Below are 12216 nucleotides of genomic sequence, written 5' to 3' on the forward strand. Positions count from 1 at the left end.
CATATTTGCGTAACCAGAGTGCTCGAATGGGACACACCGGTAATGCGAAAGTCGTAGGATAGCGGGCGAAAGCCCCATCATCAGCTCGACAGAATACAACCGAGGAGAAGAAGCATGGCTCAGGGAGACGTACAAATCACGGTGGTTGGCAACTTGGTTGCTGACCCGGAGCTTAAGTACACCCAGAATGGCACCGCCGTGGCGAATTTCCGCGTTGCGTCGACTCCGCGGGTGTACCGAGATGGCCAGTGGGTTGACGGCGAGGGCATGTTCCTCACCTGCAGCCTGTGGCGTGAGGCAGCGGAGAACGCTGTCGAAAGTCTCTCCAAGGGCATGCGCGTCATCGTCCAGGGTCGTCTGCGCCAGCGCAGTTACGAGACCCGCGAGGGCGAGCGTCGTACCGTCTTTGAGGTTGAGGTCGATGAGGTGGGCCCGTCCCTGAAGTTCGCTCGAGCTCAGGTCACGCGCACTCCACGCAACGGCGGTGGAAACTTTGGCGGCGGCAACCGCGGCCAGGGTGGAAATGCCGGTGGTGGTTTCGGCGGTGGCTTTGGTGGAAACCAGGGCAACCAGGGTGGACAGAGCGATCGCGGTTTTGGTGGCGGAGCTCCTGCGGAAGATCCGTGGAACTCAGCTCCTCCGGCCGGTGGCGGCTTCGGCGGCGATGAGCCTCCGTTCTAAACTCCTTCCAGCCACGGCACTACGTGACTAGTTTGCAGCAGATTTAGCATCCACAATTCTCAAAATCTTTTAAAGACATATCCAGCGAAAGGCAGGGATCATGAAGCTGATCCTCACCGCCGACGTTGACAAGCTCGGTGTCGCAGGCGACATCGTTGAGGTCAAGGCCGGCTACGGACGTAACTACCTGCTTCCTCGCGGACTGGCAATTGTTGCCACCCGCGGCGCAGAAAAGCAGATCGAGGGCATTCGTCGTGCCCAGGAGGCTCGCGCTATCCGCGACCTCGACCATGCACGTGAAGTCAAGCAGAAGATTGATTCGCTCGACAACGTCTCCGTTGCTGTGAAGGCTTCGGAAAATGGCAAGCTGTTCGGTTCTGTCACCAAGGGTGACATCGCCGATGCAGTTCGTAAGGCTTCCGGTCAGGCTATCGACAAGCGCGCAGTCGTGCTTGCTCCGAGCCAGATCAAGTCCCTTGGTAAGCACACCGTTGACATCGCGCTGCACCCGCAGATTACCGCGCATGTTTCCGTACAGGTCGTCGCCGCGTAAGTTCGCGGTTTAGAGTTTTTACTTTGACGGCGGCTGACGAGCACCGCGTTTAAAGACTGCGCGGGCTCTGAGGCCCAATGACAACAGCACACGTGAAGCTCTGATCTTTCGTAGTGAAAGGTCGGGGCTTTTCGTGGTTTAAGGCTGGTTTAAAGCCTTTTACGCAGGTGCTGGAAAGAGCGTCTACGACTTGTCCACAGGCTAACGACGATTGCTGTGGATAGACCTGTGGGTAACTTGCCTGGCTGCCGTGGATAACTTTTCTGGAGAGCGCGAGATTTTTATTAATTCATCGTTAATAATCTCCGCATGAGCAGCATCGATGCTAAAGGGGTAGCAGAGGATTACATTTGTGCAGGATTAAGGCAAATACGCACTGACCTGCGTAGATAGAATATTTTCGGATTGAAACTCCGCTACCCCCGTTAACATTCAAGCGGCGGTTTAGGGTTACGGACCGTTCACCTGGACTTTTCTTGATTGTGCACATGTTCTCCCCAGGCTTATCCACAGGTGCTGTGGATAACTTCGGGGATAAACCTCGTAGAAGATTGTTTTCTGGGGCCTTCAAGGGTACTTTTACAGGTCCGTCAATCCGCTCGAGCAGGTATAACTGCGGTAGGTAGTCAGGTGTCCAGTGCTGGCGGGCGGAACAGACATATTGAGTGTGACGGTCAGTCAGCAACAGGGTTGAAAAGGCACCTAAGTGGTCCAGAAGGGGAGGAGCTGCTCACGATGAGTCAGCCTGTAGGTGATGGTGGTCATTCAGGAGCAGGGGACGAGGCGTCGTCCTACTCGGTAAATTCCCACGATGATTCCTTCGATGACGTTCCGCTGCCTCCGGAACCGCCGGTAGAGGATGCGCCACCGGAGGAGTATTCCTTCTCGCAGAGCTCGGGCAACGGATCGTCGGCAAGCGGATCTGGGGCGCGGGACTGGGAGCGAGACCGTGGTCGTGGCGCTCGTGCGAGTGCCGTCGCGGGCGCGACTTTTGAGCGCACCCCGCCGCACAATATCGAGGCGGAGCAGAGTGTGCTCGGCGCGATGCTGCTGAACTCAGAGGTCGTCGCGGATGTGTACGAGCAGCTGACGCCGGAGGATTTCTACCGGCCAGCGCACCAGACGATTTACTCGGCGATTTTGCACCTCTACGGTGAGTCCTCGGAAATTGACCCCATTTTGCTGGCAGGTCGTCTGGATCGAACTGGAGACCTGGAGCGTATCGGTGGTCCGCTGTACCTGCACACCTTGGCCTCCCTGGTGCCAACGGCGGCGAATGCGCAGTTCTATGCCCGTATTGTTGCGGAGAAGGCGACAATCCGTCGCCTGGTCGAGGCCGGCACGAAGATCGCCCAGATTGGCTATGCGGGCGCGGAGGACACGGAGCCGGAGCAGCTGGTGGATGAGGCGCAGCAGCTCATCTTCAGCGTTGGACGTGAGAACACGAAGAATGACTACGTTCCCATCGCCGATGTCCTGGATGACACGCTGGAGGAACTGGATCTTATTACCCAAAACGGCGGCCTGGCGCAGGGTGTGCCGACGGGGATTACCAACCTGGACAAGCTGACAAATGGCCTTCACCCAGGTCAGATGGTGATTATTGCGGCTCGTCCGGGTGTGGGTAAGTCCACGCTTGCAATGGACTTCATGCGTTCGGCATCGATTCGCAACGGCATGACCAGCGCAATTTTCTCGTTGGAAATGTCGCGCAACGAAATCATGATGCGCATCATGTCCGCAGAGGCGAAGATCAACATGGCATCTTTGCGCTCCGGTGACCTGGATGAGCGGGACTGGACAAAGCTGGTCGAGGTCGGCGACAAGATTCGTGATGCTCCGCTGTTTATTGATGACTCGCCGAACCTGACCATGATGGAAATTCGCGCGAAGGCACGTCAGCTGAAGCAGAAGCACGATCTGAAGATGATCGTGGTCGACTACCTGCAGCTGATGAGCTCGGGTAAAAAAGTCGAGTCCAGGCAGCAAGAGGTCTCGGAGTTCTCCCGTCAGCTCAAGTTGTTGGCGAAGGAGCTCGAGGTACCGCTGATTGCAATTTCGCAGCTGAACCGTGGTCCGGAAGCTCGCACAGATAAGAAGCCACAGGTCTCGGACCTGCGTGAGTCGGGTTCGCTGGAGCAGGATGCCGATATCGTCATGCTGATTTACCGGCCGGACTCGCAGGAGGCTGACCATGAACGTGCTGGTGAGGCGGATATTATCGTCGCAAAGCACCGTGGTGGACCGACCGGAAGCATTGCTGTGGCCCACCAGCTGCATTACTCCAGGTTCGCCAACCTGGCGGAGGAGCCCAGCGGTTCTCTCTAGGTGCCTGGCCTAGCCACCCAGAATTAGTGCAATCCGGGTGGCTAGGTAAGGTGAGTGACAGTCAATGGGGCGAGTTTTCGTGCGTTGATGGTTTTGAAGGTTTTGAGGGTTACGCGGAGTCGTCGGGAAGCGGGGAAGCACTATGTCACCAACTGCCGCTCCCGTGGCAGCGGAGGCCAAAGCGAAAAGGCAGAAGAGTGCGCCGAAACAGCGCGTCGGTTGGGTAGATGCGGCTAAGGGGCTGTGCATTCTTTTAGTTGTGCTTGGCCATGCCATCACAGAGCTGCAAGCGCACGGTTACTACACGGCGCAGTGGGCGGGGATTAACTTCTTCCTCGGACCAATCCGTATGCCGCTGTTTTTCCTGTTATCTGGTCTGTTCGCCGGTAAGGCACTCAAGGAGTCGTGGCATAAGCTGGCCAATCGCCGAATCTGGGTGATGGTCTATCTCTACGTGATTTGGGTGCCACTGCGTGACTTCGTGCTTTTCCTCATGCCATATACGCACGTGGATGCCGATGGCATAGTGTCTCCGCCGCCGATCACGGACCACAGCGCGTGGGGGCCGCGAATTTACAACACGCTTCACGCGATCATCGAACCAACTTCCTACCTGTGGTTCCTGTGGGCGCTGGCGCTGTTTGCAATTCTCACACGAGCATTTCGCTGGGTACATCCGGTGATTCAGCTCATCGTTACAGGCCTCATTAGTGCATGGGCACCTTTTGCCTCGTCCAGCTGGTCGTGGGACTTCGTCAGCAAAATGCTGTTCTTCTACGTGCTGGGCATGTACGGTGCGCCCTGGATTTTCCGGATGGCACAGCGTCGCAGCGGCCTCTCACTGCTAGTGACACTGACGGCGTTCCTGTCGGTGGCAATCTGGGTGCAGGCGACCTACTCGAGCTTTAACGAAGGCAACGTCGGCTTCACCCGCGTGTACCTGTCCACCACTGGCGCACTGGCTGCAATCAATGTCATGGCGATGCTGCAGAACACTCGCCTAGTTGTGCCTTTTGAAAAGGTTGGCGGCCGAACGCTGCCTATCTTCCTCATGCACATTCCAATGTTGGTTGTGGTCATGATTATTTGTGACCTCATCCTGCCGAAGGACCCACACTTGGTCATCATGACGCCGCTGGTGACTATCATTGCGGCGATGCTGTGTCTTGGTCTGCACAGGTTGCTGCTTGCCATCGGTGCCGGGTGGCTCTTTGTCCGTCCTGCGTGGGTAGTGCGCATGACTACGCCGGGGCAGCGTGCCCTTCAGCGCAGCCAGAATCCTTCTTCCCTGCCTGAAGGCGAGGCTCCGCGGCAGCCGAAGAGCGAACCTGCTTCCTAATTCAGCTCAACAAGGCGGTAGCGTGGAACCGAGAGCCGATCAGGCGGCAGAAGTGACACAGAGAATAGCCATGAAGAAATGAGAAAGCCATGCGTCTAGCAACGTTGCGATACCAGGGTGCAACCCGCGCCGCTGTTCTCGGCGACGGCGTAGCGGTCCTTTTTGATGACCACTGTCTCGGAGATGTGTTAGCGCGGCCAACGTGGCGTCGTGAAGCGGAAGAACTCTTGGCGGAGGCGGGGAACAACCCTGACAACGTCATGGCGGAGAGCGCGTGGGCGTTCGCACCGCTGATTACGCGGCCGGGCAAGATCGTCTGCGTCGGCCTGAACTATGCCGCGCACATCGATGAGATGGGACACCAGCGCCCCGAGGTGCCGACGTTATTCGCGAAGTTTGCCGATGCCGTCGCTGGCGCGAAGGATGACATCCGAGTGCCGGAGGCCTGCGCGGAGAAACTCGATTACGAAGGCGAGCTCGCGGTTATCGTCGGCGAGACCTGCCTGCGGGTGTCGGAGGAGCAGGCACAGGACGCTATCGCTGGGTACGCGATTATGAATGATTTCACCCAGCGCGATTTCCAGTATGCCACCGCGCAGTGGCTACAGGGGAAGACGTTGCAGCGCGCCAGTGCTTTCGGGCCGTGGATGCTCACGGCTGATGCTTTCGATGCGGACTCCGCGCGGGTGCGCACATACGTCGACGGAGAGCTGCGCCAGGATGCACCGATTGCGGACCTTGTTTTCTCCCCGGCGAAGTTGATCGCCTACATCTCACAGTTCGTGCAGCTGAACCCGGGCGATGTCATCTCCACAGGAACGCCGGCGGGTGTTGGCCACGGCATGAGCCCGCAGACCTACCTTCAGGATGGTCAGGAAATGGTCATCACCATCGATGGTCTGGGTAAACAGGCCAACACTGTCCGCATCAACCACTAGCACGCGCCGCTTTACGACGTTCCCGCGAACCCGGCGGGAATGAATCGACCCCCGCGTGCGTTGTGGGAGACTAACGGGTAAAAACCTACGTAAAGAACGTGAAGTTAGAACACGACGTTAAAGAGTAAGAGGAGTTAGACCCATGGCAACTGTTGATATTACGAACGAGACTTTCGCTGAGACTATTCAGAACAACGACATTGTGCTCGTTGATGCCTGGGCATCCTGGTGCGGTCCGTGCCGCCAGTTCGCCCCGATTTATGAGAAGGCTTCCGAGAAGCACTCAGAGGTAGTGTTCGCAAAGCTGGACACCGATGCCAACCAGGAGGTTTCGGCAGCCCTGGGCATTCAGTCGATTCCGACGCTGTTTGTTTTCCGCGAGGGAATCCTGCTGTTCCAGCACTCTGGTGTGCTGCCGGAGGCCGCCCTGAGCGATCTGGTTGGCCAGGCTTCGGAGCTGAACATGGATGATGTCCGTGCGCAAATTGCCGAGCAGGCTGCACAGGATAGCGCTACCGAGTAAACTCTGCGGTTCAGCCCGCATACTGTGCGTTTTCCGACTTGGAGCACTTCCGCGTAAGCCCCCGCGCCTGAACTAGCCCTCAAGCGCGCGGGGGGCTTTTTGTATCTAGTCCGCGCGCTGGCCACGAATGAGCCAGCCAATACCAAAGCCAGCGAGTGCTGCTACTAGCGCCCACAGGGCTGGAGCGACTTTGTTTGAGTCCTCCTCAATCGACAGTGGTGCGCTGGTGCGGGCGTGCTTTGTCTCCTTCTCACCTGTTGGCAGAACCTGCCCGTCTGGGAACACGTGCTTGACAGCTTCGGTGAGTTCGTTGGCGGTCAGGTTTTTGCCCAGAACCGCGATAGCGTAACGGTCATCGTCGCCAAGGAATCCGGCAGTGGTGTGCTGCTCTTCGTACCAACCGGACTTGTTGGCAATCGTTTCCTTCGGTAGCGCTGCACGCAGACCGAAGTTCTGGTCTGCATCGCCGTAGGAGTAGCGCGGCAGTGAGTACATCAGCTGACGCATGTATTTGGTCTCCGTGTCGCTCAGCCCGCCTTCTTCGCTCAGCATCCGGTCAAAGTAGGCAACCATGTCGGCTGGCGTACTGGTGGTAGCTCCCCACATAGGTGAGCCGACAGTCTTATCCGACAGGCCGTAGCGCTGCCGGACATTGTCAACGATGCGTACACCGCCGTAGGAATCCCACAGCTCGTCAGTTGCTTCGTTGTTGGAGTATCGAATCATGTCGTCGCGCAACATGGCGTCGGGGTTGCCCTCAACCGGCATATCGCCCTGGCCAGCGACGATCTCGCCCTTCTTCGGCTGCGTGTAGTTGGAATAGGCCACAACGTCGGCGACGAATACCTTCATCAGGCTGGCGAGGCGAAAAACATCATCACAGTGTGAGTTGCAGATGAACTCACCGGTCTGGCGATCCAGAATGCCCATGCCGAGCATGCCGCCCTTAGCGTCGAACTTCTCAGTCACTTCGTCGAGACGAGTTTGCACGCCAAGGCCCCACTGGGTCTTCGCCCCTGGCACAAGTGGGGGAAACTCCTTCGGCTCACTTTTCACAGTGCTTTCCGACGGCTCCGTCGAGGACGTTTCCGATGTCGGTGAAGAGGTTTTCTCGGTCGACTTCTCAGCCGACTGTTCCGCCGACTTCTCTGCGGTTCGCCCTGTGCTCTTCTCGGGAGCCTTTTCAGTTGGCTTTTCGGTGGTCTTCTTGGTTTTTGCGTCGGAGGGCTTAGCCGGCTCCGTTGAAGATGGAGCTGCGACGACTACCTGTGAAAATGCGCCGGTATCGGTGGAGTCAGCAGTTGCGGTGACTGTTGCGTTAGCCAGCGGCGCAGTTGCTGACAGAGTAATTACCGCGGCGAGACTCGCGGCAAGTCCGCGGTACGCGCGTTGAGGGCAATGAACCATGTTTAGAGAGTTTACAACTCTGGGTGAGTCTTGCTTGTCGGTAACCAGCTCTTTCCGTTTGCCGAGAGAGAGCGAGCTAGCTCACGTACAATTTTTTAAGAGATGGAATCTTCTCGGTTCCGGTTAGTTATTCCGCATATGTTGAGGAAGGTTGGATTTGCATGGCTAATCCATTTGCCAAGGGCTGGAAGTACATGATGTCTTCGTTCGATAAGAAGATCGAGGACAATGCGGATCCTAAGGTTCAGATTGCACAGGCAGCTGAGGCCGAGCGTCAGCGCCATCAGGAGATTCAGCGTCAGGCTGCGGCTATCATCGGCAACCGCAATCAGCTGGAAATGCAGCTGGGGCGGTTGACCTCTGAGCGTGACAAGATTACCGAGAACACCCGGCAGGCACTCGCCAATGCGGATCAAGCTCGTGCCAAGGGTGATGAGGCCACTGCACAGAAGATGGAAAGCACTGCTGAGGTGTTTGCCACTCAGCTGGTGAATGTTGAAAAGGAGCTGGACAATACTACGCAGCTCCACCAGCAGGCCGTATCTGCTGCTGAGGAGGCACAGCGTCAGGCGCAGCAGTCGCAGGCTCGCTACGAGCAGATTAAGCAGGATATCCGCAAGCTGGAGTCGCAGGCCGATCAGGCCAAGATGCAAGAGACCGCGTCGAAGACTCTCCAGAGCATGCAGGGTATTTCCGAGGATCCGAATGTGCCGACTTTGGATTCGGTCCGTGAGAAGATTGAAGGCCGCTACGCCAATGCGTTGGGCGCTCAGGAGCTCGCGGAATCCTCACAGGCAGGTCGTATGGCTGAGATCGAGACTTCGACTCGCGATGCCGCTGCTGACATGCGTCTGGCCGAAATTCGTGCCCAGATGAATAATGAAAACGCTGCTCTCGAATCCGGTTCTGCCGCGAAGGATAACGCCGGCGAGCTGGAGGCCGCCGAGTCCGCCGAGTCCGCCGAGTCCGTTGAGGCCGTTGAGGACACCACAACGGACGCAGACGAAGCGAAGTAGCGTTCACCAGTTGCCAACAATCGTCAACAAGAAAGTGTCGGGGTTTATGTCAGTTTGAGCGGGAAAAACCACCCTAAACTGACATAAACCCCGACACTTTCTCGCACCAGCAGCGCCAGCAGCGACAGTAGCGCCAGCAGTGCTGAAGCCACCGAAACTGCCGAATCCGTGAGGCGCGCTATTACTCCAATTCGCCGTTCTTCCGCGCGAGCAGCACTCCGCGGATACCGGCGTGGAAACCATCGCGCAGATTGACGCGCTGCGTCTCCGTCAGCGTGTATTCGTGCAGGGTTTCGCACGCAAACTGCAGCAGCGGACGATCAATGTCCGGTGGCAGCCCACCACCAGAGAGCAAGTGGGCACTATCGCGCGCCTGCTCGTTCGCAATATTCTCGTACCACCAGTTCGCGTACTGCTGTCCCACATCGAACGGCGTCTGAAAACCCGCGGATGCCCACACCTCGTTCGGCAGGGGCACGTATCGACTACGCAGCTTCCTCCTTGGCGCCATCATCGAAGGATTCGGCCGCGGGCTTGGTTTCGGCGTACTCGTGTTGGCACCGTCTTCGCTTGTCGACGGCTCCGTCGCCGACCCCCCACTGCCAACTGCAGTCGACGACGCGGAATCGGGGGCAGACGCGCCTGCATTCTCGGCTCCGGTGTTGTTCGCAGTGTCGTTACCAGCCCCACTGCCAGTGTTGACTGTCGCGCCGGGCATGGCCGCTGGAGAAGGCTGTGCTGGCTGCGTTGGCTGCGTTGGTGAGGCAGCCGAAACGCCCGAAGCAGCGGAATCCACCCGTGTAGCTTCCGAACCGCCGGTGCGCTCTACCTCAGCGCGGTGCTCAGCCTGCGCCGGGATTTCCCGGGCACCCATCTTGGCCGCGTGCTCGACCTCGTTGAACTTCGGCGAGTCGGCCTTGGCCGTCGGCGTGGCTGCGGCATTGTCTTCGCTGCGACAGTCGGAGTCGCTGTCAGCCGTGGGGGATGGCACAACGCGCTGGTCCTGCGGAACCTCCGGAGTGCCGGCCTCCGGCGAAGCAGCGTCACCGTCGGCGGCGGAGGGAGTGTTCTCCGTGCCGTCGGCAAGCGAGCCCTCGCCCGGAGGAGTGATGCGCGTATCCGGCACGCAGGTAGCGCCGAGATCTTCGATTGGTTCGGCATCGCCCAGCGGCTTATTCGTGCGGACGACCGGTGGGATTGGGCCTTCGAGGACATTGAGCTGCATGGCGTCGGCGAAGTCCTCGCGGGGATCGAGGATTGTCGTCGAATCGCAGGCATGGCGAAGTGCACCGGACATGGAGTCCCAGCCGAAGCCGTAGAGATGCACACGCACACCGGCAGCCGAAGCCTCGGCGACGCCGGGCAGCATGTCCGCATCGCCCGAGACCAGCACGATATCGGAAACTTGGTTGCGCAGGCCGGCGACAACCATGTCTGCGACGAGCCGAGTATCGACGGCCTTCTGCGTCCGTCGGTCACCCCATTCAATGAGTTGACCTGCGCGCAGCTGCACACCATCGATCGTGCGCAGTGAGCGCTGGTAACGATGCGGCCCCGACTCCGGGATGCCGTCGTACCAAAGTTGCCGCTGAACTGGCTGGTTCAGCTGCTGGTTAATCATTCGGTCAAGGACACTAACTACTTCTCTAAGGTCGATTTCTAATTGCCCGCGGGCTCCGGTTTCCCACGAGTTGTAAAAGCTCGCCAATAAATATGACGTATCGACGAACACCAATGTGCGTTCAAGCATGGCTCCTAATTCCTGATTCTTTATTAACTAAATAAGCAAACCGGTTACATCGACAAGGATGCCCGAATAATTCATTCTATGCGCTAAACATGTTTAACTTCAGGGACTATTCTTAATAAGCCGCATCACTTTGACCGCTCTTCGCGGGTTGGCAGGAGTGCGAGTCGACGAGAAGGCACCGATCAATTTAGGTATTGACGTGCAAAGAAATCGCCCCGCGAAGAGTACGACCACACAGGAGAAGGGGAGTTACAAACAGTTATGAGACGCTGGTTCGGCCTATTGGTTCTCATTACTGTGTTGGGACAAGCGGTTTTCAACGGCGGTCGCGTGCTGCTTTCTTGGCGAGTCCTCGATTTTGGCGGTTCCGCCGCCACCGTCGGCTGGTTCACTGCCGCATTTTCACTTGTACCTCTTATTATTGCGCTTCCCGCCGGCAAGCTTGTCGACAGTCATCGCGCCACCGAAGTCATGTACTCCGGTCTCGTCGCCACCGTCATCGCGGCAGCAGTAATGGCGCTCTCGCCGAACCTACCTATTCTTCTGCTCGGCTACGTGGCCCTGGGTTTTGCCCACATGACCACGCTCATCGCCGCTCAAGGCATGGTTTCGCACCTGCGTGGCGGCGTCGCCGGGCTCGATAGCCTCTTTGCTTATTTCACGCTCGGAATTTCCGTCGGGCAGTTCCTCGGCATTGTCGGTGCAGGTCTGCTCACTCCCAACCACGACGGCAGCACTATGACCGCTACAACTTTCGCGCTCTGGGTGATGACGGGAATCGGCGCGGTCGCCCTGATCATCGGCTGGCCGGTCGCAACTGCTTATCGACGGCACGAAGCGAATGCAGCCGCCGAAGTGCAAGCTGCTAGCTCAACTGAGCAATCCCCGGCGTCGCCTGTTAGCGACCGCAGCCGGATGGACGAGAGCCGGCCGGCGCAGGCCGAAGCCAGCGGCGCATCGGTCTTAAGCATCCTGCGTATCGACGGCATGTCCAGCGCCATGGCTGTATCAATTGCGGTCATCGTAGCCATTGACCTGTTGACGGCATATGTGCCGGTGCTGGGACGCGAACTGGGCTTTAGTGTTGCCGAGGTGACGGTAATCCTTGGTGCGCGTAGTGGCCTCGCGATTATTTCCCGAGCCCTCATGCCGACTGTTTTGCACCGAGCTAATCGCAATCGAGTCCTTATCATTGCAGTTTGTGCCGGTGTCCTGCCGCTTTTGGCAATGCCGTGGCTACAGAGTGCGTGGCTGATGGTTGTCGCAGTTGGTATCTGTGGCTTGGCGTGGGGTTTTGTCATGCCCATGTCAATGACGTGGGTGAGCTCCCTGGTGGATGCCGAGGTGCGCGCTCAGGCGCTATCCATCCGACTGATGGGTAACCGCTTGGCGCAGGTCATCCTGCCGCCGGTTGCTGGTTTGGGTGCTACCGCGATGGGTGCAGGCAGCGTGTTTCTGGGTGCGGGTGCGCTGATGGGGGTCGCGTCTGCCACTGCTTGGCGACGACTCGCAGGTGACAAGGCGGCTCTGACTAAGTAATTGGTCGATTGCTGAGTTGCTGAAAAGTAGCGCCCGAGCCGTAGGAAGGCTCAAATCTGGCGTACAGAGTTAACTAAAGTGATTCGTTTTCCAGGTTCTACCAGCGGATTCGCTTAAATAGGGGCATGTGTGTAATGTATTT

Annotated in this window: 10 protein-coding genes; 8 read left to right on the forward strand and 2 right to left on the reverse strand. The window is 58.1% G+C overall.

The window, feature by feature from the left end:
* Window positions 1-114 precede the first annotated feature (114 nt).
* The 6 genes from QKE19_RS09390 to trxA all read left to right on the forward strand — a co-directional run bounded on the left by QKE19_RS09390 (window position 115) and on the right by trxA (window position 6362).
* Window positions 115-681, forward strand: coding sequence for a single-stranded DNA-binding protein (locus tag QKE19_RS09390; protein WP_005511984.1), 567 nt, complete (start codon window positions 115-117; stop codon window positions 679-681).
* 100 nt (window positions 682-781) lie between these two features.
* On the forward strand, window positions 782-1234 hold the full coding sequence (rplI, locus tag QKE19_RS09395) for a 50S ribosomal protein L9 (RefSeq protein ID WP_005511982.1): 453 nt from the start codon (window positions 782-784) through the stop codon (window positions 1232-1234).
* Between the two features lie 735 nt (window positions 1235-1969).
* A complete protein-coding gene (dnaB, locus tag QKE19_RS09400) occupies window positions 1970-3562 on the forward strand; it encodes a replicative DNA helicase (protein ID WP_049170075.1) in 1593 nt (530 codons plus the stop codon).
* 142 nt (window positions 3563-3704) lie between these two features.
* On the forward strand, window positions 3705-4901 hold the full coding sequence (locus QKE19_RS09405) for an acyltransferase family protein (protein WP_069358888.1): 1197 nt from the start codon (window positions 3705-3707) through the stop codon (window positions 4899-4901).
* A gap of 89 nt (window positions 4902-4990) precedes the next feature.
* Window positions 4991-5839 carry a fumarylacetoacetate hydrolase family protein gene (locus tag QKE19_RS09410; protein ID WP_016421701.1) on the forward strand — a complete coding sequence of 283 codons (849 nt, stop codon included), beginning with the start codon at window positions 4991-4993 and terminating at the stop codon, window positions 5837-5839.
* Window positions 5840-5981: 142 nt separating this feature from the next.
* Window positions 5982-6362: a thioredoxin gene (trxA, locus tag QKE19_RS09415; protein ID WP_016421700.1), complete on the forward strand. Its 381-nt coding sequence runs from the start codon at window positions 5982-5984 to the stop codon at window positions 6360-6362.
* Between the two features lie 105 nt (window positions 6363-6467).
* On the opposite strand, the gene QKE19_RS09420 is transcribed toward trxA, so the two are convergent.
* Complete coding sequence (locus QKE19_RS09420) at window positions 6468-7769, reverse strand: serine hydrolase (RefSeq protein WP_049189421.1); 1302 nt, start codon at window positions 7767-7769, stop codon at window positions 6468-6470.
* 161 nt (window positions 7770-7930) lie between these two features.
* Here QKE19_RS09420 and QKE19_RS09425 point away from each other — a divergent pair, with 161 nt between their 5' ends.
* Window positions 7931-8785 carry a PspA/IM30 family protein gene (locus QKE19_RS09425; RefSeq protein ID WP_347890862.1) on the forward strand — a complete coding sequence of 285 codons (855 nt, stop codon included), beginning with the start codon at window positions 7931-7933 and terminating at the stop codon, window positions 8783-8785.
* Window positions 8786-8966: 181 nt separating this feature from the next.
* On the opposite strand, the gene QKE19_RS09430 is transcribed toward QKE19_RS09425, so the two are convergent.
* The gene (locus QKE19_RS09430) at window positions 8967-10535 is read right to left on the reverse strand and encodes an NYN domain-containing protein (RefSeq protein WP_187400666.1); all 1569 of its coding nucleotides are present in this window, start codon (window positions 10533-10535) and stop codon (window positions 8967-8969) included.
* A gap of 261 nt (window positions 10536-10796) precedes the next feature.
* On the opposite strand from QKE19_RS09430, the gene QKE19_RS09435 reads away from it, so the two are divergent.
* Complete coding sequence (locus QKE19_RS09435; RefSeq protein ID WP_070600948.1) at window positions 10797-12074, forward strand: MFS transporter; 1278 nt, start codon at window positions 10797-10799, stop codon at window positions 12072-12074.
* The last annotated feature ends 142 nt before the right edge of the window (window positions 12075-12216 follow it).

The organism is Corynebacterium sp. c8Ua_99, from assembly GCF_039907185.1.
GTDB lineage: Bacteria > Actinomycetota > Actinomycetes > Mycobacteriales > Mycobacteriaceae > Corynebacterium > Corynebacterium jeikeium_D.